This window comes from Ectopseudomonas composti, assembly GCF_900115475.1.
GTDB lineage: Bacteria > Pseudomonadota > Gammaproteobacteria > Pseudomonadales > Pseudomonadaceae > Aquipseudomonas > Aquipseudomonas composti.
In genome coordinates, this window is record NZ_FOWP01000002.1 from 522,313 (window position 1) to 545,285 (window position 22,973).

At 63.7% G+C, this 22,973-nt stretch carries 19 protein-coding genes; 5 read left to right on the forward strand and 14 right to left on the reverse strand.

Going from position 1 to position 22,973, the window contains the following annotated elements; translation table 11 throughout:
• Window positions 1-85: 85 nt before the first annotated feature.
• From BM059_RS05990 to BM059_RS06000, 3 genes are all read right to left on the reverse strand, one after another.
• Window positions 86-1,543: an SLC13 family permease gene (locus BM059_RS05990; protein ID WP_074937384.1), complete on the reverse strand. Its 1,458-nt coding sequence runs from the start codon at window positions 1,541-1,543 to the stop codon at window positions 86-88.
• Window positions 1,544-1,626: 83 nt separating this feature from the next.
• A complete protein-coding gene (locus tag BM059_RS05995; RefSeq protein ID WP_074937386.1) occupies window positions 1,627-2,493 on the reverse strand; it encodes an ion transporter in 867 nt (288 codons plus the stop codon).
• 86 nt (window positions 2,494-2,579) lie between these two features.
• Window positions 2,580-2,969: a hypothetical protein gene (locus BM059_RS06000; protein ID WP_074937388.1), complete on the reverse strand. Its 390-nt coding sequence runs from the start codon at window positions 2,967-2,969 to the stop codon at window positions 2,580-2,582.
• Window positions 2,970-3,129: 160 nt separating this feature from the next.
• On the opposite strand from BM059_RS06000, the gene BM059_RS06005 reads away from it, so the two are divergent.
• Window positions 3,130-4,029, forward strand: coding sequence for a sterol desaturase family protein (locus tag BM059_RS06005; RefSeq protein WP_074937390.1), 900 nt, complete (start codon window positions 3,130-3,132; stop codon window positions 4,027-4,029).
• Here the strand turns inward: BM059_RS06005 and BM059_RS06010 are convergent.
• From BM059_RS06010 to gcl, 8 genes are all read right to left on the reverse strand, one after another.
• Window positions 4,018-4,689 (reverse strand): helix-turn-helix domain-containing protein, encoded by a 672-nt coding sequence (locus tag BM059_RS06010; protein WP_074937392.1) that lies wholly within the window; start codon window positions 4,687-4,689, stop codon window positions 4,018-4,020. The two genes, BM059_RS06005 and BM059_RS06010, sit on opposite strands and share 12 nt — an antisense overlap.
• Before the next feature lie 152 nt (window positions 4,690-4,841).
• Complete coding sequence (locus BM059_RS06015) at window positions 4,842-6,734, reverse strand: PhoX family protein (RefSeq protein WP_074937393.1); 1,893 nt, start codon at window positions 6,732-6,734, stop codon at window positions 4,842-4,844.
• Between the two features lie 91 nt (window positions 6,735-6,825).
• Entirely contained in the window at window positions 6,826-7,737 is a 912-nt protein-coding gene (locus BM059_RS06020) for an urea transporter (RefSeq protein ID WP_074937395.1), read from the reverse strand.
• Window positions 7,738-7,987: 250 nt separating this feature from the next.
• Window positions 7,988-9,403: a pyruvate kinase gene (gene pyk / locus BM059_RS06025; RefSeq protein WP_074937396.1), complete on the reverse strand. Its 1,416-nt coding sequence runs from the start codon at window positions 9,401-9,403 to the stop codon at window positions 7,988-7,990.
• Window positions 9,400-10,671, reverse strand: coding sequence for a glycerate kinase type-2 family protein (locus tag BM059_RS06030; RefSeq protein WP_074937398.1), 1,272 nt, complete (start codon window positions 10,669-10,671; stop codon window positions 9,400-9,402). The genes pyk and BM059_RS06030 overlap by 4 nt, the downstream gene beginning before the upstream one ends.
• 410 nt (window positions 10,672-11,081) lie before the next feature.
• Complete coding sequence (locus BM059_RS06035) at window positions 11,082-11,972, reverse strand: 2-hydroxy-3-oxopropionate reductase (RefSeq protein ID WP_074937399.1); 891 nt, start codon at window positions 11,970-11,972, stop codon at window positions 11,082-11,084.
• A 12-nt stretch (window positions 11,973-11,984) separates the two neighbouring features.
• Window positions 11,985-12,767: a hydroxypyruvate isomerase gene (hyi, locus tag BM059_RS06040; protein ID WP_037002801.1), complete on the reverse strand. Its 783-nt coding sequence runs from the start codon at window positions 12,765-12,767 to the stop codon at window positions 11,985-11,987.
• A 104-nt stretch (window positions 12,768-12,871) separates the two neighbouring features.
• Window positions 12,872-14,647 (reverse strand): glyoxylate carboligase, encoded by a 1,776-nt coding sequence (gcl, locus tag BM059_RS06045; protein ID WP_037002799.1) that lies wholly within the window; start codon window positions 14,645-14,647, stop codon window positions 12,872-12,874.
• Between the two features lie 109 nt (window positions 14,648-14,756).
• Between gcl and BM059_RS06050 the strand changes: the two genes are divergently transcribed.
• Together BM059_RS06050 and BM059_RS06055 are read left to right on the forward strand one after the other, a co-directional pair.
• Window positions 14,757-15,671, forward strand: a complete 915-nt coding sequence (locus BM059_RS06050) for a LysR family transcriptional regulator (RefSeq protein WP_017679201.1) — start codon at window positions 14,757-14,759, stop codon at window positions 15,669-15,671.
• 176 nt (window positions 15,672-15,847) lie between these two features.
• Window positions 15,848-16,282: a GlcG/HbpS family heme-binding protein gene (locus BM059_RS06055; RefSeq protein WP_026088791.1), complete on the forward strand. Its 435-nt coding sequence runs from the start codon at window positions 15,848-15,850 to the stop codon at window positions 16,280-16,282.
• 290 nt (window positions 16,283-16,572) lie between these two features.
• Here the strand turns inward: BM059_RS06055 and BM059_RS06060 are convergent, their stop codons facing one another.
• Window positions 16,573-17,217: a TetR/AcrR family transcriptional regulator gene (locus BM059_RS06060; protein ID WP_017679203.1), complete on the reverse strand. Its 645-nt coding sequence runs from the start codon at window positions 17,215-17,217 to the stop codon at window positions 16,573-16,575.
• A gap of 212 nt (window positions 17,218-17,429) precedes the next feature.
• On the opposite strand from BM059_RS06060, the gene moaA reads away from it, so the two are divergent.
• Entirely contained in the window at window positions 17,430-18,425 is a 996-nt protein-coding gene (gene moaA / locus BM059_RS06065; RefSeq protein WP_017679204.1) for a GTP 3',8-cyclase MoaA, read from the forward strand.
• A gap of 42 nt (window positions 18,426-18,467) precedes the next feature.
• Complete coding sequence (locus BM059_RS06070; protein WP_074937401.1) at window positions 18,468-19,307, forward strand: substrate-binding periplasmic protein; 840 nt, start codon at window positions 18,468-18,470, stop codon at window positions 19,305-19,307.
• 4 nt (window positions 19,308-19,311) lie between these two features.
• On the opposite strand, the gene BM059_RS06075 is transcribed toward BM059_RS06070, so the two are convergent.
• Together BM059_RS06075 and BM059_RS06080 are read right to left on the reverse strand one after the other, a co-directional pair.
• Complete coding sequence (locus tag BM059_RS06075) at window positions 19,312-20,778, reverse strand: NCS1 family nucleobase:cation symporter-1 (protein ID WP_037002794.1); 1,467 nt, start codon at window positions 20,776-20,778, stop codon at window positions 19,312-19,314.
• Window positions 20,779-22,069: 1,291 nt separating this feature from the next.
• The gene (locus BM059_RS06080) at window positions 22,070-22,930 is read right to left on the reverse strand and encodes an outer membrane protein OmpK (protein WP_017679207.1); all 861 of its coding nucleotides are present in this window, start codon (window positions 22,928-22,930) and stop codon (window positions 22,070-22,072) included.
• Window positions 22,931-22,973: the final 43 nt, after the last annotated feature.

Genomic DNA, 22,973 nt, shown 5'->3' on the forward strand with positions numbered 1-22,973 from the left:
ATCCGGCGGGTTTCACCTGACCTACATTTGTCTACTAACGAAAACGGCGCCCGAAGGCGCCGTTTTCGTTGGCTGTGATCCGTGCTCAATGCGCCCAGATCATGCCCACCAGCAGGTAGCTGATCACTGTCACCAGCACCACGCCGAACAGGTTGAGGACGAAGCCGGCCTTGATCATCGACTGTATCTTCATGTGCCCGGTGCCGAACACGATGGCGTTGGGCGGCGTCGCCACTGGCATCATGAAGGCGCAACTGGCAGCGATGGCGGCAGGAATCGCCAGCAGCTCGGCCGGCATGCCCTGCGATACGGCCAGCGCCCCAAGCAGCGGCAGGAAGGCAGCAGCGGTGGCGGTATTGGAGGTGACTTCGGTGAGGAAGATGATCACCAGCACCACCACGCCGATCATCGCGATCACCGGCAGCGCGCCCAGTGCACCGAGGCTCTGGGCGATCCACTCGGCCAGGCCGGTGCTGCGAATCACGCTGGCCAGCGACAGGCCGCCACCGAACAGCAGCAGCACGCCCCAGGGCAGTTTGCTGGCGCTTTCCCAGTTCATCAGAAACACGCGCTGTTTGACGTCCACCGGAATCATGAACAGCGCCAGTGCCGCAGCAATGGCGATGCTGGTGTCATTGACGCCGGGCACCCAGCCGGAGATCAGCGGCTGGAATACCCAGGCCAGTGCAGTGACCACGAACACCAGTGCCACCAGCTTCTCACCGCGGCTTAGCGGGCCGAGTTCGGCCAACTCGCTGCGAATCAGCTGCGTGCTGTCATGCCCGGCCAGGTTGAAGCCGCCACGGGTCAGCCACCACCAGATGAATGCCAGCATGATCACCGCCACTGGCACGCCCAGCAGCATCCACTGACCGAAGCCGATCTGCACGTCATAGTTTTCGGCGAGGAAAGCGGCGAGCAGGGCATTCGGTGGGGTGCCGATCAGCGTGGCGATACCGCCGACACTGGCGGCGTAAGCAATCGCCAGCAGCAGTGCGGTGGCGAAGCGTTCACGCTCGGCCTCGCCGGTGTTCTTCTCGCTGGTGAGCATGCCGATCACCGACAGGCCGATGGGCAGCATCATGATGGTGGTGGCGGTGTTGCTCACCCACATGCTGAGAAAAGCCGTGGCCATCATGAATCCGGCGATCTGCTTGCTCGGCTTGCTGCCCATGGCCAGCAGCGTCATCAAGGCGATGCGCTTGTGCAGGTTCCAGCGCTCCATGGCCAGGCCCAGCACGAAACCACCGAGGAACAGGTAGATGGTCGGGTTGGCGTAAGGCGCGGTGGCGGCATTGAGGCTGTCGATGCCCAGCGCCGGGATCAACAGGATCGGCAGCAGCGAAGTGGCCGGGATCGGGATCGCCTCGGTCGACCACCAGGTAGCCATCAGCAGGGTCAGGCCGATGGTGGCCCAGGCCATGCTGGAAAGGCCGCTGGGCGGCTCGGTGACCAGGCAGACGAGCAGTAGTAATGGGCCCAGAATCAGGCCAATCCAGGCAGCCTTGGCGGGTGCCGTGGATTCATTGGTGGTAACGGCCATGGCGCGCTTCCTTCAGCTTAAAAGGCGGGCTTTATAGCCCAGAGGGCGACTTTAAGACCACGCGATGGCTGATCGGTTTTGCTTCAGTCTGTTTCAGATGCGCTTTGCGCGGACGATAAGGTGGCCGTCTGCCGGCTGAACAGCGGCCCACCACAACGGCTGCAGAACGCCGCACTTTGCTCGTGGCGGTTCTTCCGGCAGTGCGGACAGTCGTGTTCCATCAGCCCATCCTGGCGCATGGCATTGGCTAGCTCGGCGGTAAAGATGCCGGTCGGTACGGCGATGATCGAATAGCCGGTGATCATCACCAGCGTGGCCAGCATCTGGCCGATGGGCGTCTGCGGGGTGATGTCGCCGAAGCCCACGGTGGTCAGCGTCACCACCGCCCAGTAGATGCTGGTGGGAATGCTGGTGAAGCCGTTGGCAGGACCTTCGATGACGTACATCAGCGCGCCATAGACCGTGACCAGGGTCGAGACGCTGACCAGAAACACCACGATCTTCTGTTTGCTGCCGCGCAGCGCCACCAGCAGGAAGTTGGCCTGGGTCAGGTACTGGCGCAGCTTGAGTACACGGAAGATGCGGATCATACGGATGACCCGGACGATCATCAGGTACTGCGCATCGACGAACATCAACGCCAGGATGGCCGGCAGCACCGCCAGCAGATCGACCAGGCCGAAGAAGCTGAAGGCATAGCGCATCGGCTTGGGCGAGCTGTACAGGCGCAGGCCGTATTCGATGGCGAACAGTGCGGTGAAGAACCACTCCAGCGCGCTGAATACCCCCGCGTACTGGCTGTGAAAGCGCTCGATGCTGTCGAGCATCACCACCACCAAGCTGGCGAGGATGGCCACCAGCAGCCAGTTATCGAAGCGCTGCGCCGCTGGCGTGCTGGTTTCGAAGATGATGATGTAAAGGCGCTGACGCCAGCTCTGCCGGTTTTCCATGGCAAGGTCCAAATCAAGCAAAGAGCACAGCCTAGGCAGGAAGGAGGCGCGAGGGCAAGACCGTGGCAGTGCCTGCCGCTCGATCCTTAGTCGTCTCCCAGCGACGACTCTTCCCGCGGATCAGCCAGCACGAAGGTCTCGCCGGTGACCGCCGTCAGCCAGCCGGTGCCCATGTTGCGCAGCAGCCAGCGCCACTGGCCGTAGCGGCTGGTCAGTGTGCCGGTGGCGTAGCAGGGACCGTAGAGGTACCAGTCGTGTTCCTGGCGATTGGTGATGACGATGGCGTGGCGGAGGAAGTCGGCGACTTCCTCTGCGCTCACGCTATGGTCCTTGCAGCTGTCCACGGCCGTGTTGGGTCCCAGGCCGATCTCGAGGACTTCGATCTGCTCTACCGGGCCGATCACCGTCATCACTTCATCAGCCAGCAGCGGTGTGGCCAGCAGTTGCAGGCTCAGGCCCAGCATCCATCCTTTCATGTGTGTGTCGTCCCTTGCTGACAGCCTTCAAGCGGTAGCCCCGACTATAGAGGGCGCAGGCCGCCTGCGGTAGGAACGGCGTCAAGGATGCGTGGTTTGTTCAAGCCTGAAGAGGGCGTCTGGCAGCAGGCTGTGTGCTCCGATCATCGAGGAGAACACCATGCGTGATGCACTGCTTCGTTATCTCTACGCCCCCTGTTTCAGTATTGGCCTGACCGCGCTGGCGATCTTTCTGGTGGGCGACTGGCACCTGGGACTGTGGTGCCTGCCGATTCTATTGTTGCTGGCCATCGGCATTTCCACGCTGGCCGAAGCGCAGGTGCCTTATCAGCCCGAATGGAACCAGCCGCGCCTCGATGCATGGCGCGACCGCTGGCATGCCGCGATCAACGAAACACTGAACAGTCTGGGCGTGCTGAGTATCCCGCTGTTGGCGACGCTGCTGCCTGTCCATGACATCTGGCCACATGCCTGGCCGTTCTGGTTGCAGGTACTGATGGCGATCGTTGTCGCCGACCTCGGTATCACCCTGATGCACTGGCTCAGCCACCGCAGTGCCTGGCTCTGGCGCCTGCACGCCGTGCATCACTCGGTGCGACGCATGTATGGCCTCAACGGCCTGATGAAGCACCCGCTGCATCTGGGACTGGAAGCGCTGGCGGGCACGCTGCCGCTGATACTGTTGGGTATGCCGGTGGATATTGCAGGCGTTCTGGCCTTCGCCATCGGTGTGCAGTTGCTGTTGCAGCACAGTAATGTCGACATGCGTATCGGCCCCTTGTGTCATCTGTTCGCCTGGGCGCCGGTGCACCGCTTCCATCACCTGCGTTATGGCCGGGCGGGGGATGTGAATTTCGCGCTGTTCTTCAGTTTCTGGGATCGTCTGCTGGGCACGGCCTTTCACGCCCATTACCAGGTGGCCAGTGACGATCTGGGGATCGGCAGTCAGCCGGGCTACCCTGACGATTATCTGGCGCAGCTGGCCGAGCCCTTCGTCGATCGCGCCGGGCATGTCGCCGCGCCCGTTCTGCCGGTCGGTTTGCGTCGCTCAGTCGACTAGCTGCGGTTGCAGGTTGTGCAGTGCCCGCGCCTGGATGCCGAACATGCTGCGCACCGTGCGCGAGAAGTGCGCCGAGTCGGCGAAGTTGGCCGCATGGGCGGCGTCGGTGAGGTTGCTGCCCCGCAACACCATGGCCAGCGCCAGGCGCAGGCGCCGCCAGAGCACCAGGCGGCGGATGGAAAGGCCGACCTGATCACCGAACAGGCGCTCCAGCTGGCTGAGCGACAAGCGAACCCGGCTCGCCAGATCGACGGCGTCGACCTTCTCCAGCAACAGCGCGTCGATGCCGAGCAGTGCCTGTTCCACGCGACGATCAAGGGCGGGTCTCGGCCAGTGGCGCAAGTGCTCGACGAGGGCTTGCGGTTCTGTCGGGGCTTCGCCTTGCCAGGCCTGTAGGTGCTCCAGGCGGAATGACAGAGGCTCGGCGTAAAGTGCCAACATCGGCTGGCCTGACTCGATGAAGGCGTGCTGCTGCATCGAGGGAACCAGCAGGCGCCGGCCTTGCACCTGCTTGCCATCAACCATCAGGCGCAGCTCGCCGTCGTGAGCCAGCATCAACTGATGAGCGTAGTGGGCGTGCGCGTGGGTATCGCCCGCGCAGCCGTCGAGCAGGCAATAGTCCCTGGCCAGCCACAGGCGCCCTTGCCAGCCGGTGTTCATGGGCATTGCCGCGTTAGGTTGGCGAGCGCTGGGTTCATACGGGCTATCAACGAGTGATTCGGCCCAGATCATACCCGCTGCGCCTGTACGTATGGGGAGCAACGAGACGACGCGAGCCCTGCGCAGGCTCGCGTCCTGTACCGCTACCCGCTTCAGGCGCCGATCACGCCGCCGTCGTCGCGGGTGATGGCCACCACGGTCGAGCGCGGGTGCACGCCGGGCCGGTGATCGGGGAAGGACGAGCCGCCCGCTTCGCCAGGATGCTGGATGCCGACGAACATCGTCCGGTAGTCCGGTGAGAAGGTCAGGCCGGTGACTTCGCAGCCTACCGGGCCGACCATGAAGCGGCGGATTTCACCGCTTTGCGGGTCGGCGCAGAGCATCTGGTTGTTGCCCATGCCAGCGTAGTCGCCCTCGTTGCTGTATTTGCCGTCGGTCTGGATCCACAGGCGGCCGCCACCATCGAAACCGACGCCATCCGGGCTGTTGAACATGTTGTCGGCGTTGATTGCGTGGCTGCCGGCCTCGGGTTTGCCGGCATGCACCACCGGGTTGCCAGCGACCACGAACAGGTCCCAGGCGAAGGTGTCGGCAGCGGCGTCATCGGCCGCTTCGCGCCAGCGCAGGATCTGCCCGTAGAGGTTGTTGGCGCGTGGGTTGGGGCCGCCGACCGGCTGGCCGTCTTCGCCGCGCTTGCTGTTGTTGGTCAGGGTGCAATAGACCTGGCCGTCCTGCGGGCTGACGGTGATCCATTCGGGGCGATCCATGCGCGTGGCGCCGACCTGGGTACCGGCCTGGCGAGCGCGAATCACCACCTCGGCCTGGTTGGCAAAGCCATTCTCTGCGGTCAGGCCGTTCTTGCCGGCGCTGAGTTCGATCCAGCGACCCTGGCCGCGCGGTTGGTCGGCGTCGCCGTTACCGGCGTCGAACTGCGCCACGTACAAGGTGCCGTGGTCGAGGATATGCCGATTGGCTTTGGTGTCGCTGCGGTTCAGGCGATCGCGGGTGATGAACTTGTAGATGAACTCGCCACGCTCGTCATCGCCCATGTACACCACCACGCGGCCGTCGCGGCTAGTGGTCAGTGCCGCGTTCTCGTGCTTGAAACGGCCCAGGGCGGTGCGTTTGATCGGCTTGGCGGTGGGGTCGAACGGGTCGATCTCGACGATCCAGCCGTGGCGGTGCAGCTCGTTCGGGGTCTGGGCCAGATCGAAGCGCGGGTCGAAGCGGTGCCACTGGTTGTCGACGCTGGCGTGTACGACGCTGAAGCGCTTCTGGTCGGCGCTGAACTGCAGGTTGGCGTCGTTGCTGCCGAAGCAGTCGCTGAAGTTCTCTTCGCAGGTCAGGTAGGTGCCCCACGGGGTTTGGCCGCTGGAGCAGTTTTGGAAGGTGCCAAGCACCTCGATGCCGGCCGGGTCTGCCTGGGTCTTGAGCAGGTCGTGACCACGGGCCGGGCCGCTGACTTCGATGGGCAGGTTGGCGTGGATGCGGCGGTTGTACGGCGAGCCCTGGATGAAGCTCCAGGCACCGTTGTGGCGGCGCATCTCGATCACCGTCACGCCTTCGGCGTTCTGCGCCTTGCGCACATCCTCGGCGGATTTCGGCAGCTCGCCGTGTGGCAGTAGGTAGCGGTAGTTGACGTACTCGTTGTTGATCGCCAGCAGCGCGCGGTTCGTGTCACCCGGCCAGGGGAAGAAGCTCATGCCGTCGGTGTTGTCGCCGAACTGCAGCAGTTGCTCGGCCGCGCTGTTGCTGCCATCACCCTTGAAAGCCGGGCCGCCGGCGTGCAGCGGTTGGCCCCAGCTGATCAGCGTGCTGAACGAATAGCCGGGCGGCAGGGTGATGGTGTCGGCGTTAGTGGCGGCAATGTTGGCGAAGCCCATCAGCGGGTTGCGGCTGTTGGCACTGACTGCCTCGGCCAGCGCACTACGCCCCAGCAGGCCGCCGCCAAGAAACAGGGCGGCGCCAGTCAGGGCGCCCGCGCTGATGAAGCGACGACGGGACAGGGTCAGGCGTTCAAGGTCGGTCAATTGGTGGTCATGCATCACGGTAGCTCCTGCTTTGGATGCGCAGGGACCCTAGGGCACGAGGATGACAGCTGAATGACAGTGGCGTGATGGTTTCGCCCTTGAGGGCTCAGCCTGCGGGTGTGCTGTCGCGTACCGCTCGCTGCCAGCTGTGTGCGCCGGCTCTGATCAGCCAGCAGGCGAGGATGAACGGCATGGTCAAGGCAGGTAGGCCGATGGCGCTGAAGCCCGGCTGCAGCAGCAGCGCGAGGAGAATGCCGAGGGCCGGCAGCAGCGGGCTGCGATGGGTTTGCGCCAGGGCGATGGCGGCGAGGGTGGCGTTGTAGCCGTAGAGACCGGCCAGCGCGCCATCGCTGGGCCAGCCGTAAATCAGCGCCAGGGCTGAGCCGCAGCTGGAGCCCAATACCGCCCACAGCGCCGTGCGTCCATCGGCCAGGCGCAAGCCGATCAGCAGGCACAGGCCGGCCAGGGGCGAGTCGAGAAAGATGACCTGACCCAAGCCGCGCAGCACGCCAAGCAGCAACTGCAGGACGTTCAGCTGCGGCGCGGCGGCCGTGCCGGCTGGCGTATCGAGGGGTAGCTGTAATTGGGCGACCAGTGCCAGCAACAGCCAGCCCAGCAGCACGAAGGGGAAGGTGAAGGCGGGTAGCCAGCCATGTTTGCGCATGCGCCGCATCCAGGGCGCCAGTAGCAGGCTGGAGAGTGCTGCGCTGGCCATGATCAGCACCGGCAGCAGCGCTGTCCATGGCAGTTTCAGGCTGAGCAGCAAGCCGAGGAGGATACCGTTGTAGCCGTACAGGCCGATGGCGATGTCGGCAGACGGGTAGCCACGGCGTTGCGCGACCAGCATCGAGGTCAGGCCGCCGAGCAGGGCTCCGGCCAGCAGTTCCGGGGCGCCGATGAGGATGGCGATCAGCACCAGCAGACCGCAGCCAGGGTGCTGCTGCAGGAATATCTGGGCGAAGCCGCTGAGCAGCGCACGCAGACTTAGCAGGATAGCGGGGGAAGGGAGAGGCAACATGCCGGGGCCGCTCGTAGGGTGCGCCGTGCGCACCGACAACGGGACGCAAGGTGCACACGGGCCAGGCGGCCCCGCGACACCCTACGAATCAATACAACGCGCAGCCCGGATGAAATCCGGGGCGCAGGGTCAGAGCATTCTCCGGATTTCATCCGGGCTACGGAGCTGTGTAGGGGGCGCCGTGCGCACCTTTTATTCGTGCGTACGGCTTTCGGTGCGCATGGCGCACCCTACAGGAGAGCCGCGCGGCTCAGTGCAGCGTTTCGATCCTCAGGCTGTTGGTGCTGCCGGGTTGGCCGAAGGGTTCGCCTGCGGTGATCACCACGGTTTCGCCGCGCTGGGCCATGCCCTGGGCCTGGGCGATTTCCAGCGCGGTGCTGGTGACTTCCTCGACCTTGCGCAGGCGTTCGTTGACCACCGAATAGATGCCCCAGGCCACGGTCAGGCGCCGCGCCGTGGTCAGGCTCGGGGTCAGGCTCAAGATCGGTGCCTTGGGCCGCTCGCGTGAGGCGCGAAGGCTGCTGGCGCCGGATTCGCTGTAGTTGACCAGCGCCGCCACCGGCAGGATCGAGCTGATGCGGCGGATGGCGCAGCTGATGGCGTCGCTCGCGGTGGCTTCGGCTTGCGGGCGACCGACGTCGAGCTGGGTCTGGTAGTCCGGGCCGTTTTCCACCTGGCGGATGATCTTGCTCATCATCTGCACGGTTTCCAGCGGGTAGTCGCCGGAGGCGGTCTCGGCCGACAGCATCACCGCATCGGCGCCTTCGGCTACGGCGTTGGCCACGTCGGTGACTTCGGCGCGGGTCGGCGCCGGGGAGAAACGCATGGATTCGAGCATCTGCGTGGCGACCACCACCGGGCGGCCGAGCTGGCGGCAGGTGCGTACGATATCCTTCTGGATGCGCGGCACGTTCTCGGCCGGCACTTCCACGCCCAGATCACCGCGCGCGACCATGATGGCGTCGCACAGCTTGGCGATTTCTTCCAGGTGGATCACCGCCGAGGGTTTCTCGATCTTGGCCATGAGGAAGGCCTTGCCGCCGATCAGCTCGCGGGCTTCGACGATGTCTTCCGGGCGCTGCACGAACGACAGTGCCACCCAGTCCACGCCCAGCTCCAGGCCGAAGGTCAGGTCGCGGCGGTCCTTCTCGGTCAACGGCGACAGTTGCAGCACGGCCTCGGGCACATTGACGCCCTTGCGGTCGGACAGCTCACCGCCCGCGATGACGCAGGTGTCTACCGCATCAGCCTGTTTGGCGGTCACTTTCAGGCGCAGGCGGCCGTCGTCCAGCAGCAGGCTCATGCCCGGCTGCAGGGCTTCGATGATTTCCGGATGGGGCAGGTTGACCCGGTTGGCGTCACCGGGCGTTTTGTCCAGATCCAGGCGCAGGCTCTGGCCGTTGACCAGTTGCACTTTGCCTTCGGCAAAACGGCCGACGCGCAGCTTCGGCCCCTGCAGGTCCATGAGGATGCCGATCGGCTGGTTCAGTTCGCGCTCCACCTCGCGCACCCACTGGTAGCGCTGGGCGTGGTCGGCATGTTCGCCGTGGCTGAAGTTGAGGCGGAACAGGTTGACCCCGGCTTCCACCAGTTGGCGGATATGCGCGGCATCGCGGATCGCCGGCCCGAGGGTGGCGAGGATCTTCACTTTCTTGTCGGCGTTCATTGGGTTTTCTCGAGAATCAGAATGGCGCGGAAATCGTTGACGTTGGTACGGGTCGGGCCGGTGACGATCAGCTCGTCGAGGGCGGCGAAGTAGCCATAGCCGTTGTTGTCGTCCAGTTCGTCGCGGGCGCTCAGGCCCTTGATGCCGGCACGGGCGTAGCTGAAGGGCGTCATGATGGCGCCGGCGTTGTCTTCGGAGCCGTCGATGCCGTCGGTGTCACCGGCCAGCGCGTAGACGCCGGGCAGGCCCTTGAGGCTGTCGGTGAGGCTGAGAAGGAATTCGGCGTTGCGCCCGCCACGGCCATTGCCGCGCACGGTGACGGTGGTTTCGCCGCCGGAGAGAATCACACACGGCGGCTTGATCGGCTGGCCGTGCAGCTGCACCTGGCGGGCGATGCCGGCATGCACCTTGGCCACGTCGCGCGACTCGCCCTCCAGGTCGCCGAGAATCAGCACCGGCAAACCGGCCGCTTCGGCCTTGGCTGCGGCGGCGTCGAGCGACTGCTGCGGCGTGGCGATCAACTGGAAGTGGCTACGGGCGAGCACCGGGTCGCCGGGCTTGACCGTTTCCGAGCGTGGGTCCTGCAGCCAGTTGCGCACGTTGGCCGGGATGTCGATGGCGTAGCGCGCGAGTATCGCCAGGGCTTCGGCCGAGGTGGTCGGGTCGCCCACGGTGGGGCCGGAGGCGATCACCGTGGCTTCGTCGCCGGGCACGTCGGAGATGGCGTAGGTGTACACGGTGGCCGGCCAGCAGGCCTTGGCCAGGCGGCCACCCTTGATCGCCGAGAGGTGCTTGCGCACGCAGTTCATCTCGCCAATGGTGGCGCCGGATTTCAGCAGCGCCTTGTTGATCGCCTGCTTGTCCTTGAGGCTGATGCCTTCGGCCGGCAACGCCAGCAGCGAGGAGCCGCCACCGGAGAGCAGGAAGATCACCCGGTCGTCCTCGCTGAGGTTCGACACGAGTTCCAGCACGCGGCGCGCGACACGCTCGCCGGCATCGTCCGGTACCGGGTGCGCGGCTTCCACCACTTCGATTTTCTTGCAGTCGGCGCCGTGTTCGTAGCGGGTCACCACCAGGCCGCTGACCTCGCCTTGCCACTCCTGCTCAATCACCTCGGCCATGGCCGCAGCGGCCTTGCCGGCGCCGATGACGATGACGCGGCCGCTGCGGTCGGCGGGCAGATGATCGGCCAGCACCTGGCGCGGATGCGCGGCGGCGATGGCGGTGTCGAACAGGTCGCGCAGCAGGCGTTGCGGGTCGAAGGTCATGGTGGTGTTCTCTTGTTCTGGGGGTGACGCTGGATGATCGTTCCCACGTCCGCGTGATAACGCCTGGCGAGACGCTCAGGCGTCTGCTGGTGTGTGACGCGGAGCGTCACGGGATGCATGCCCACGCAGAGCGTGGGAACGATCAATGTTCTCTCGCTGGATCGATTCCAGTCCGCAGGCGCCGCGTGGCAGCGCCTGGGGAGTGGAATCGACCAACCTGGCAATCGGGCCGTGACACCTCCTGCCAGGAAGGTCGAAAGGATGGGCCAGAAGCAAAGCCCCTCTCCCTGACCCTCTCCCATAAATGGGAGAGGGGACTGGTTTGGCGTACGCTGAAAATCCGTGCAACACCGAGCCGCTTGTCTCCCCTCTCCCGCATGCGGGAGAGGGGCGGGGGAGAGGGCGCTTTTTTACTCGCCGCGGATATTGAAGTTGGCCATATGCTCCAGGCCCTTGATCAGGCCGGAGTGGTCCCAACCGCTGCCGCCGAGGGCCGCGCAGGTGTTGAACACTTGCTGGGCATTGGCGGTGTTGGGCAGGTTCAGGCCCAGCTCACGCGCGCCTGACAGCGCCAGGTTGAGGTCCTTCTGGTGCAGGCTGATGCGGAAGCCCGGATCGAAGGTGCCCTTGATCATGCGCTCGCCGTGCACTTCGAGGATTTTCGAACCGGCGAAACCACCCATCAGTGCTTCACGCACCTTGGCCGGGTCGGCGCCGTTCTTGGCGGCGAACAGCAGGGCTTCGGCCACTGCTTGGATGTTCAGCGCGACGATGATCTGGTTGGCCACCTTGGCGGTCTGGCCGTCGCCGTTGCCACCGACGCGGGTGATGTTCTTGCCCATGGCCTGGAACAGCGGCAGGGCGCGTTCGAAAGCGTTCGGGCAACCACCGACCATGATCGACAGGGTTGCTGCCTTGGCGCCGACTTCACCGCCGGACACCGGGGCGTCCAGGTAGGCGGCGCCGGTGGCTTTGATCTTCTCGGCGAAGGCCTTGGTCGCGGTGGGGGAGATCGAGCTCATGTCGATCACTACCTTGCCGGCGCCAACGCCCGCAGCAACGCCGTCGGCGCGGAACAGTACATCTTCGACCTGCGGGGTGTCCGGCACCATGACGATGATGAATTCGGCTTCCTGGGCGACTTCCTGTGGGTTGGCCAGGGCAATGGCACCTGCCGCGATGAGGTCGGCAGGTGCCGGGTCGTGATGTTCGGACAGGAACAGGGTGTGACCGGCTTTCTGCAGGTTCTGCGCCATGGGTTTGCCCATGATGCCGGTGCCGATGAATCCGATTTTAGCCATTGGAAATTCTCCTCAGATTGCGTTATGCGCCTTCATCCAGCCGAGGCCGGCAGCGGTGGTGGTTGCCGGCTTGTATTCACAGCCGATCCAGCCCTGGTAGCCGATGCGGTCCAGGTGCTCGAAGAGGAAGCGGTAGTTGATCTCGCCCGTGCCCGGCTCGTTGCGGCCCGGGTTGTCGGCCAGCTGCACGTGGTTGATGGTCGCCAGGTTGCTTTCAACCGTGCGGGCCAGGTCACCTTCCATGATCTGCATGTGGTAGATGTCGTACTGCAGGTACAGGTTGGTGCTGCCGACCTTGTCGCGGATGTCCAGGGCCTGCTTGGTGTTGTTCAGGTAGAAGCCGGGGATGTCGCGAGTGTTGATGGCTTCCATGACCAGGCGAATACCGGCGCCGGCCAGCTTGTCAGCGGCGTAGCGCAGGTTGTCGACGAAGGTCTTCTCGACGGTGGCGCAGTCCAGGCCTTGCGGGCGGATGCCTGCCAGGCAGTTGATCTGCTGGTTGCCCAGCACCTTGGCGTAGGCGATGGCCTTGTCGACGCCAGCGCGGAATTCCTCGACGCGGTCCGGGTGGCAGGCGATGCCGCGCTCGCCCTTGCCCCAGTCACCGGCCGGCAGGTTGAAAAGCACCTGTTCCAGCTTGTTGGCGTCCAGACGGGCCTTGATCTCTTCTACCGGGAAGTCATAGGGGAAGAGGTATTCCACGCCGCTGAAACCGGCTTCGGCGGCAGCGGCGAAACGGTCCAGAAAGTCCACTTCGGTGAACAGCATGGACAGGTTGGCAGCAAAACGGGGCATGGTGTCGCTCCTTGTCGTGGGGCATGTTGCGGTCTGCGTAGGGTGCGCCGTGCGCACCAGGGGTACGCGTTGAGCGTTGCGGTGCGCGCGGCGCACCCTACGGGTCAGTCGAGCAGCGAGATGGCAGTCGGTGCGTCGACGCCGCGCTCGGCCAGTTCCTCGAACTCGTTGATGGCGTTGATCTCGGTGCCCATGGAGATGTTGGTGACACGCTCCAGGATGATCTCGACCACCACCGGTACACGGTGCTCGGCCATCAGACGCTTGGCTTCGGCGAAAGCGTTCTGCAGCTCGTTCGGGTCGAACACGCGGATCGCCTTGCAGCCCAGGCCCTCGACTACCGCAACGTGGTCGACGCCGTAACCGTTGAGCTCCGGTGCATTGATGTTCTCGAACGCCAGCTGCACGCAGTAATCGATGTCGAAGCCGCGCTGCGCCTGACGGATCAGGCCCAGGTAGGAGTTGTTCACCAGCACGTGGATGTACGGCAGGTTGAACTGCGCACCGACGGCCAGCTCCTCGATCATGAACTGGAAGTCATAGTCACCGGACAGCGCCACGACCTGACGTTGCGGGTCGGCCTTGACCACGCCCAGGGCTGCCGGAATGGTCCAGCCCAGCGGGCCGGCCTGGCCGCAGTTGATCCAGTGGCGCGGCTTGTACACGTGCAGGAACTGCGCGCCGGCGATCTGCGACAGACCGATGGTGCTGACGTAGCAGGTGTCCTTGCCGAATGCCTCGTTCATCTCTTCGTACACGCGCTGCGGCTTGGCCGGCACGTTGTCGAAGTGGGTCTTGCGCTGCAGGGTACGCTTGCGCTCGCGGCACGACTCGACCCAGGCGCTGCGGTCTTTCAGCTTGCCGGCGGCTTTCCATTCGCGGGCGACTTCGAGGAAGGCGTCCAGTGCGTTGCCGGCGTCGGAGGCGATGCCCAGGTCCGGGTTGAACACACGGCCGATCTGCGTCGGTTCGATGTCGACGTGGATGAACTTGCGGCCTTCGGTGTAAACGTCAACCGAGCCTGTGTGGCGGTTGGCCCAGCGGTTGCCGATGCCGAACACCAGGTCGGAGGCGAGCAGGGTGGCATTGCCGTAGCGGTGCGAAGTCTGCAGACCGACCATGCCGACCATCAGCTTGTGGTCGTCCGGAATCGCGCCCCAGCCCATCAGCGTCGGTACCACCGGCACGCCGGTCAGCTCGGCGAACTCCACCAGCTTGTCTTGCGCATCGGCATTGAAGATGCCGCCACCGGCGACCAGCAGCGGGCGCTCGGCCTCGTTGAGCATGGCGATGGCTTTCTCGGCCTGGATGCGGCTGGTGCTCGGCTTAGCCACTGGCAGCGGCTCGTAAGCGTCGATATCGAATTCGATCTCGGCCATCTGCACGTCGAACGGCAGGTCGATCAATACCGGGCCGGGACGGCCGCTGCGCATTTCATGGAAGGCGCGCTGGAACGCGCGCGGCACCTGGCCGGGCTCCATCACGGTGGTGGCCCACTTGGTCACCGGACCGACGATGCTGGTGATGTCGACTGCCTGGAAATCTTCCTTGTGCATACGGGCACGCGGCGCCTGGCCGGTGATGCACAAAATTGGAATGGAGTCGGCGGAGGCCGAGTACAGGCCGGTGACCATGTCGGTGCCGGCGGGGCCGGAGGTACCGATGCACACGCCGATGTTGCCGGCATTGGTGCGGGTGTAACCCTCGGCCATGTGCGAAGCGCCTTCGACGTGACGGGCCAGGACGTGATCGATGCCACCGAGTTTCTTCAGTGCGGCATACAGGGGGTTGATGGCAGCGCCGGGGACGCCGAACGCGATATCAACGCCTTCGCGACGCATCACCAGTACGGCTGCCTCGATTGCTCTCATTCTGGCCATGACCATTCCTCTCGAATCGGTTGTTTTTCTGTTGAGGGAGAGGATGACCGCTGGGCGAAAGAGGGGGAATTGATGGATACTTCAGTTCTGTCGATATCTGGAGTATCGAATGGACCGTCATACCCTTATTCGTAGTTTCGTTTTGGTTGCCGACAACGGCAGCTTCGCTTCGGCCGCCCTCAGCGAGGGCGTGACGCCCGTGGTGATGGGCCGGCGGCTGGATGCGCTGGAGCAACACCTGGGGGTCAAGCTGATGCATCGCTCCACGCGCGGGCTGCAGCTGACCGACCTGGGCGAGCAGTACCTGGAGCGCGCCCGCAGCCTGCTCAAGGACTTCGACGAGGCCGATGCCAGCGTCGCGCGCGGTGGTAAGTCGGTACGCGGGCATCTGGTGGTGTCTGCGCCAGCGGCGTTCGGCCGGCGCCATATAGCGCCCCATGCGCCGGCCTTTCTGGCGCGCTACCCAGACCTCAAGCTGTCGTTCAACTTCACCGACAGCCTGGTCGACCTGGTGCGTCAGGGCTACGACATGGGCATTCGCATTGGTGAGGTCACCGACCCTAACTATGTGGCGCTCAAGCTGTTTCCCAATCGCCGCGTGGTCTGCGGGGCGCCGCGCTATTTCGAGCTGTATGGCGTGCCGCGCACGCCGGACGACCTGGTGCGGCACAACTGCCTGGCGTTCAACATGCAGGGTGGCCAGCAGCGCGGCTGGACCTTCCTGCGTGACGGCCGGCAGGTCGCGGTGAAGGTCGCCGGTAACCTCGACTGCAACGATGGCGAGCTGCTCTACAGCTGGGTCAAGCAGGGGCTGGGGATTGGCTGGCGCTCCACCTGGGAGATCCAGGCCGAGCTCAAGGCGGGCGAGCTGGTGACGGTGCTCGACGAATACGCCCTGCCGGCCTACGACATCCAGGCGGTTTACCCGCAGCAGCGTTATCTGCCGGCCAAGGTGCGTTTCTTCATCGATTATCTGAAGGGCATCTACAACACCCCAGGCTATTGGGAGGCACGTAACGGCTGAGGTTTATTCGATACTTTAATTGAGTTATTTGATTTTAATTTTTGTGCACAAAAATTATTTAAATTGTGTTCTTTGATTGTAATCAGTATCTCTTTCGGCTATTTCATAGGGCGTTTTCTGATGCCGCGCACTTGCGTGTGTGGATGCCCGTATCCGCAGTTTTGGAGATTGCCTCTGTGAGTAGCCTTAACCTGAATGTCGCTTTGAACATCACCCTAAATGCCCTGGCCGTTGGGCGGGAGATAAAGGCGGCGCCGCTGACGGTGGCGGTGCTGGATGCCGGTGGGCATCTGATCAGTCTGCAGCGCGAGGACGGCGCCAGCCTGCTGCGCCCGCAGATCGCCATTGGCAAGGCCTGGGGAGCGCTGGCCCTGGGCAAGGGATCGCGGCTGATCGCCGCCGACGCGCAGCAGCGCCCGGCGTTCATCGGTGCGGTCAACAATCTGGCGCAGGGCAGCCTGATTCCGGCACCGGGCGGCGTATTGATTCGTGACGAGCGCGGTGAGGTGATTGGCGCCGTCGGTATCACCGGCGACACCTCGGATATTGATGAGCAATGCGCGGTGAGTGCGCTGGAGTCTCTGGGCCTGAAGGCCGACGCCGGGGCGTAGGGTGTTGCGGGGCCGCCTAGGCTGCGCGCACCGGTTCGATCGCGGCTGCGCGCTGCCCCGGATTGCATCCGGGCTACGACTGTGGGAGGGGCTTCAGCCGCGACTGCGGCATCGAAACGTCGCCGCTAAAGCGCCTCCACGGTTTTCGGCTTTGCGTAGGGGAGATGTCGTTTTTTACATCCACCAGTCCGTAGGGTGCGCCGTGCGCGCTAAGGCTTCCCGAATGTCCGCGTCGTAAGCTCGGTGCGCATGGTGCACCCTCCTGGTTTGGCATAGGCCGCGGATTCGAGTTAGGCGCTGGTCACCAGCTCGGAAGCCTTCGATGGCATCGGGCTGACGTCGCAGCCTTTGAGCACCAGGCGGATGATGGTCTGCGCGGCGGCTTCGTAGTCGGCATCGTCCAGGCTGGCCTTGCCGGTGACGGTGGAGATCTGCCAGTCGAAGTCGGCGTAGGTCTGGGTCGCCGCCCAGATGCTGAACAGCAGATGGTGCGGGTCGACCTGCGCCATCTGCCGTTGATCGATCCAGCGCTGGATGCAGGCGATGTTGTGTTTGGCCTGGGCGTTGAGTTGTTCGGTCTGTTCCGGCGACAGGTGCGGCGCACCGTGCATGATCTCGCTGGCGAACACCTTGGAAGCGTGGGGCAGTTCGCGGGAGATGCGGATCTTCGAGCGGATGTAGGCGGTCAGCACTTCGCTCGGATGGCCCGGCTGGTTGAAGGGGGCAGAGGCGGCCAGCAGTGGCTCGATGATGCTTTCCAGGACCTCGCGGTAGAGGTTTTCCTTGGACTTGAAGTAGTAGTAGACGTTGGGCTTGGGCAGGCCTGCCTTGGCCGCAATGTCACTGGTCTTGGTGGCGGCGAAGCCCTTGTCGGCGAACTCCTCGCTGGCTGCGCGCAGGATGAGCTCTTTGTTACGCTCGCGGATGCTGGTCATAAGGCCCTGTGGTTTGCTCTGCCGCCGGGCGGCGGTCGGGCATGGTAGCACCGGCTTTGCACGAGGCTCAAGGCAGCGGCCACGGGCTGCTCAGCGCTTAGCTGACCCTGTGGTCAAATTTTTGTATACAAGAAATCGCTTTTCTGTTTCTATCGCGCACAGCGTTATCCATGACAAAAAGTCTCGGCGCGTGACGCTGCAGGAGACCCACCGTGAACACCCATCAGCTCGTCGACCCCTTCGGTCGGCGCATCACCTACCTGCGCTTGTCGGTGACCGATCGCTGCGATTTTCGCTGCACCTACTGCATGAGCGAAGACATGCAGTTCGCGCCGCGTGCGCAGATTCTCAGCCTGGAAGAACTCTACGCCGTGGCCGATGCCTTCATCGGGTTGGGCGTGCGGCGTATTCGCATCACTGGCGGCGAGCCGTTGGTGCGCAAGAACCTGCTGAGTCTGTTGCAGCGCCTGGGTGAACGTGACGAGCTGGATGACCTGGCGATCACCACCAATGGCTCGCAACTGGTAGAGATGGCTGCGCCGTTGCGCGCGGCGGGCGTGCGGCGCCTGAACATCAGCCTGGATTCCCTGCAGCGCGAGCGCTTCGCCGCTTTTACCCGGCGCGACAAGCTCGATCAGGTGCTGGCCGGCATCGACGCGGCGCGCGCGGCTGGATTCGAGCGGATCAAGCTCAACTGCGTGGTGCAGAGCGGGCGTAACGACGACGAGGTGCTGGATCTGGTCGAGTTCGCCATCGCGCGCGGGCTGGACATCAGCTTCATTGAGGAAATGCCGCTGGGCAGCGTGGTCAGCCACAGCCGCGAGCAGACCTTCTGTTCCAGCGACGAGGTGCGTCAGCGTATCGAGCAGCGCCATGCGCTGGTGCGCAGCAGCAAGGTTACTGGTGGCCCGTCGCGCTACTGGCAAGTGCTCGGCACGCAGACCCAGGTGGGCTTCATCTCGCCGCACAGCCACAACTTCTGCGGTGACTGCAACCGTGTGCGGGTAACCGCAGAGGGCAAGTTGGTGCTCTGCCTCGGCCACGACAACGCACTGGATCTCAAGCGCCTGCTGCGTGCGCATCCGGGCGACGGCGAGCGCCTGCGTCAGGCGCTGATCGAAGCGCTGCGCCTGAAGCCCGAGCGTCACCACTTCGCCACCGACGAGCAGGTGCAGGTGGTGCGCTTCATGAGTATGACCGGCGGCTAGACCCGCCCTCGAATTGCCAAAACAACAATAAGGAGGCTCTGCATGAAGCCGGTACGACTGTGTCTGCTATCTGCCGTTCTACTGACCCCCAACGCCCTGGCGCAGACCTATGTGGTCGGCGTCGAGGACCTGCCGTTCGCGCCGCACTACAGCCTCGATGGCGAGGGGCAGTACCGTGGCTTCGCTCGCGAGGTTCTGGATGCCTTCGCCGCTGATAGCGGTGTCAGCCTGAGCTACAAGGCGTTGCCGGTGGATCAGCTGCTGCCGGCCCTGCGGCGTGGCGAGATCGACTTCAAGTATCCCGACAGCCCGCATTGGGCCGGCACGCAGAAAGCGGGCATGGCGCTGCACTACAGCCAGACCGTGGTCGATTACGTCGACGGCGTGCTGGTAGCGCCGCAGCGCCAGGGGCAGACGCTGGAGAGCATTCACCGCCTGGCCATGGTGCAGGGCTGGACGCCGCGAGGGTACGAGCAGGCCATCGACAGCGGGCAGGTTCAGCTGAGTTACAGCGAGGACCTGCGCCAGATGATTCGCCAGGCCTTGAAGCAGGAAACCGATGGCGCCTACTTCAATGTGGTGGTGGCCACCCATTACCTGGACAACATCCGCGCCCGGCCCGGTGCCCTGGTGTTCGATCCCAAGTTGCCGCACACCCGTGGCAGTTTTCACCTGTCGAGCCTGCATCACCCGCAGCTGATCGCCCGTTTCGACCGCTTTCTCGCCCAGCGCTCGGAGCAGGTGGTGGCGCTCAAGGCGAGCTATCGGGTCGAGGCCAATCTCGATAGCGAGTACATGGGCGTCGAGCAGTGGAAAGTGGATTTTCTCGAGCGCCAGAAAGCCAAAGCCGGCGCACAGGCGCCGGCTTCGTCCGCTCGTTGATGGCTTAGAGTGCGGCGTCGGCGCGTTTCAGCGCCTGCGCCTGGCCGTGCATCAGGCCATAGTGCAGCACCGCGCCGAGCAGGGCGCCGAGCAGCCAGGAATAGCCCGAAAGCTGACTCAGGACTGGCGCCCATACCGAGGCGACGGAGAACACCGAGCCGATGGCGAAGGCGATCATCGCCTTGCGGTTCCAGCCGCCATCGAAGTAGTAGGCCGAACCGACCTCGGCGCTGAACAGCTGCTGCAGGTCGAGCTTGCGCCGGCGTACCAGGTAGTAGTCGGCGACGATGATGCCGTACAGCGGCGCGAGAACAGCGCCGAGGGTGTCGACGAAGGCAGCGATGCCAACATTGCTGATGAAGGCCACCCATAGCGCGCCGATGAAGAAGGCGATGCCGGCAGTGATGAAGCCACCGGTGCGTGCGCTGATGTGTGCCGGAGCCAGGTTGGCCAGGTCATAGGCTGGCGGGATGAAGTTGGCCACCAGGTTGATGCCCACGGTCGCGGCAAAGAAGGTCAGCGCGGCGATGATGGTCAGGGTCAGGTTGTCCACGCGCGCAACGATGTCGGTCGGGTTGGTCAGCGTCTCACCGAATACCACCACGGTGCCGGCGGTGATTACCAGCGCGATCAACGAGAAGATCGCCAGGCTCACCGGCAGGCCGAGGAAGTTGCCGATGGTCATCTGCCTTTCGCTTTTGACAAAGCGGGCGAAGTCGCCGTAGTTGATCACCACCGCGGCGAAGTAGGCGACCATGGTGCCGACCACGGCGAAGAACGCGGCCACCGGGCCAGCGGCATACTCACCGTTGCCGCTGAAGATGTTGCCCAGCTCGCTGAGCAGGCTCGGGCCGGCCTGGTACCAGATCAGGCCCATCAGCGCGATCATCACCACGTAGACCAGCGGCCCGGCCCAGTTGAGGAAGCGGGTGATCCAGCTCATGCCGCAGACGAACAGGCCAACCTGGAACAGGCAGACGATCACGTAGGACAGCCAGCCGATGGCGGTCAGCCCCATGTACACGGCTGGGTTCTGCGGTTCCAGCAGCGAGTTGAGCAGCAGGGCTACGGCGGTGGAAGCGAAGTAGGTCTGCACGCCGTACCAGAAGATCGCGACGATGCCACGCACCAGTGCAGGGAAGTTGGCGCCGCGCACGCCCATGCTGGCGCGGGCGAACACCGGGAAGGGGATGCCGTACTTGACGCTGGGTCTGCCGGTCAGTTGCACCAGGCCCATGACGATGCAGCCGGCGAGCACGATGCCGGCCAGCACGGCCCAGCCATTGAGTCCGTAGGAGATGAACAGCGTCGCTGCCAGGGTGTAGCCGAACAGGCTTTGAATGTCGTTCGACCAGACGTTGAAGATCTCGAACCAGCCCCAGGTACGTTTTTCAGGAGCCAGCGGGGCGAGGTCTTCGTTATGTAGCGATGGATCGATGTTCTTGATGCGAAAGTCTTCGGTGGTGGACATGGACAGCTCCCAGTTTTGTTCTTGCGCCGCGGCGATCTATGAGGAGATTTGTCTGCAGGTTTCGTTCCGATTTTGTATTCGCGTCGTGACTGAATCAATGTATACAGCCATTTCGACAGTGTTTCGGTAGGAACCTGATTGTCTTGTACACAGAAAATGCACTGCTGAATATGGCTTCTGGATAAATTGCACACAAAAAATAGAAATATTGTGATCAAAAACTTGACCTTGCGGTCAGTTGTGTGATTGTAAGGTATTGATCGGAAAGCACCTGGTGTACGCCCGATTGTGCACCGGCGTGGTGCCGTTGCTTGCCTGTCGGCGCTGGGTTGGTGCGGTAGTGCAGGCCGCTTTGCCAAAGGCGGTGCGCGCGGCGCACCCTACGGATGGTGTATGGCCGCGTAGGCTATGCCGTGTGCACCTGGCATTTGTTGCTCAAAGAAAAAAGGCTCTTCGCATTCTCATGGGGAGGATACGCTTGACACCGGACTGGCAAGTTTGTGTGCGGATTGCTTACTGACTTAGCACTATCCATTACCGAGTCCACTGAGCGTTTGGGTTGCGCCCCTTACGGGCGCCACACCTTGATTCGCTCCGCTCACCCTGCGGGCCAGCCTCCGGCTGTTACTTCGCTTCGCTGCGTTTCCTCGCGCCGGTGCTGCTCCGGTGGCCGGCTTACAAGGGCCATCCCTGGCCCTTTAAGCGGGGCCGCCATCGGTATCTCGCCGCATCCATGCGGCTCGTCCCCCTACGCAACACCTCCACTCGGACTCCTGAAGGGGACCGGGTCGCGAGCTTGCGATATCTCCGGAAGGTCAAAGTCGATAGTGTTTGGCTTTTGCTCTTGAAGCGCGATCTCACAGACGACGCCCAAGTCCCCCTTCAGGAGGCCGAGTGGAATCACCGTGGAAGGGGTTGAGCGACATGGATGTCGCGAGAGCTGCGATGGGCCAGGGATGGCCCTTCGCAGCGGGCCCCTGGAGTGGTGATGGAGCGAGGGAACCCCGGCGCAGCCGGGGCCGTATGCAGGGGTGTGTTTCTTTGCTTACTTTCTTTGCACAAGCAAAGAAAGTGAGTCGCCCGTAAGGGGCGAAACCCGTCAGGTCAGGCGACGCGTTAATGGATAGGGCCAGCACCGAAAGCACACACTTATTTGCCAGTCCGGTCTCAAGCGCACCGTGCATGGAAAGATGAAGATCAAAGAAAAAGGGGGAAGGGCGCGAGCGCCCATCCCCCTTTTTACCCGGCCGCCGTCCCTACCCGACGTCGGCCAAGTGCGCTGTGGCTGTGGTCAGAAGTGGTACTTGACCAGTGCCTGCACCGCCGTCTGGTCGAAGCGGTCATCCGACCCGTCCACCGGCTTCACACCGTACTTGGCGCGCCACATGTTGATCTCTGTGCCTACATAGAGCTGACGCTCCTTGCCGAACAGGGCTTTGCCCGCATCCCACTTGACCTGGATCGAGGAGCCGACCGAGGTCTGGGTGCCGGCATCACGCGACGGCGAACGCCAGTCGAGGAAGCCGTCGACGACGAAGTCCTGCTCGCCGAGGCTGAACGGATACGCCGCGCTGATGGTCAGCTGGGTGGCGTAGCCGTTGCTGTTGCTGTCGGCGAAGAAGGTATGGTTGTTGATCTTGACCTGGTACAGGTTGGTCTTGAAGTAGGTGAAGCCGGGTACTTCCCAGTCCAGGCCGATGCCGTACAGGTAGTTCTCCGGGCCAGGGCCGCCATTGCCTTTTTCATAGGTAAAGGCGGCGAACACGTCTTTGATCGGGCCGGCGGCCAGCTTCTGCCCGGTCAGCCAGCTCAGGCTGACACGTGGGGAGAATTCCATGTAGTAGAAGGAATCCTTGTCATGTTGACGGAAGGTACCGTTGTCGAAGCTGCCGCGCGATTGCACGTTGTCGGTATGGATGTAGTCGAGGAAGTAGAAGATGTCGCCCCAGGCCCAGCCACTGGCGTGCTCGAAGGTGAAGGTGGTCTGGGTACGCTGTTCCTCGCCGTTGAAGTTCATGCGCTGGAAGTTCTCGCCGTACAGGTACGACAGGCTGTTGTCCTGCCAGTAGAGGAGGTCGCCAGCGAGTGCCTGCTGGCCGGAGAACAGTCCGGCTGACAGGGCGAGGCAGTGGGGCAGATGCTTGAATTTCATGAATTTTCCTTGTTTTTGACGTGCAAGCAGGTGTCCCCCGGCA

Bases quoted from the DNA above. Each gene is read 5' to 3' on its own strand.
- BM059_RS05990 (WP_074937384.1), bottom strand. From the start codon at position 1,543: ATGGCCGTTACCACCAATGAATCCACGGCACCCGCCAAGGCTGCCTGG.
- BM059_RS05995 (WP_074937386.1), bottom strand. From the start codon at position 2,493: ATGGAAAACCGGCAGAGCTGGCGTCAGCGCCTTTACATCATCATCTTC.
- BM059_RS06000 (WP_074937388.1), bottom strand. From the start codon at position 2,969: ATGAAAGGATGGATGCTGGGCCTGAGCCTGCAACTGCTGGCCACACCG.
- BM059_RS06005 (WP_074937390.1), top strand. From the start codon at position 3,130: ATGCGTGATGCACTGCTTCGTTATCTCTACGCCCCCTGTTTCAGTATT.
- BM059_RS06010 (WP_074937392.1), bottom strand. From the start codon at position 4,689: ATGAACACCGGCTGGCAAGGGCGCCTGTGGCTGGCCAGGGACTATTGC.
- BM059_RS06015 (WP_074937393.1), bottom strand. From the start codon at position 6,734: ATGCATGACCACCAATTGACCGACCTTGAACGCCTGACCCTGTCCCGT.
- BM059_RS06020 (WP_074937395.1), bottom strand. From the start codon at position 7,737: ATGTTGCCTCTCCCTTCCCCCGCTATCCTGCTAAGTCTGCGTGCGCTG.
- pyk (WP_074937396.1), bottom strand. From the start codon at position 9,403: ATGAACGCCGACAAGAAAGTGAAGATCCTCGCCACCCTCGGGCCGGCG.
- BM059_RS06030 (WP_074937398.1), bottom strand. From the start codon at position 10,671: ATGACCTTCGACCCGCAACGCCTGCTGCGCGACCTGTTCGACACCGCC.
- BM059_RS06035 (WP_074937399.1), bottom strand. From the start codon at position 11,972: ATGGCTAAAATCGGATTCATCGGCACCGGCATCATGGGCAAACCCATG.
- hyi (WP_037002801.1), bottom strand. From the start codon at position 12,767: ATGCCCCGTTTTGCTGCCAACCTGTCCATGCTGTTCACCGAAGTGGAC.
- gcl (WP_037002799.1), bottom strand. From the start codon at position 14,647: ATGGCCAGAATGAGAGCAATCGAGGCAGCCGTACTGGTGATGCGTCGC.
- BM059_RS06050 (WP_017679201.1), top strand. From the start codon at position 14,757: ATGGACCGTCATACCCTTATTCGTAGTTTCGTTTTGGTTGCCGACAAC.
- BM059_RS06060 (WP_017679203.1), bottom strand. From the start codon at position 17,217: ATGACCAGCATCCGCGAGCGTAACAAAGAGCTCATCCTGCGCGCAGCC.
- BM059_RS06070 (WP_074937401.1), top strand. From the start codon at position 18,468: ATGAAGCCGGTACGACTGTGTCTGCTATCTGCCGTTCTACTGACCCCC.
- BM059_RS06075 (WP_037002794.1), bottom strand. From the start codon at position 20,778: ATGTCCACCACCGAAGACTTTCGCATCAAGAACATCGATCCATCGCTA.
- BM059_RS06080 (WP_017679207.1), bottom strand. From the start codon at position 22,930: ATGAAATTCAAGCATCTGCCCCACTGCCTCGCCCTGTCAGCCGGACTG.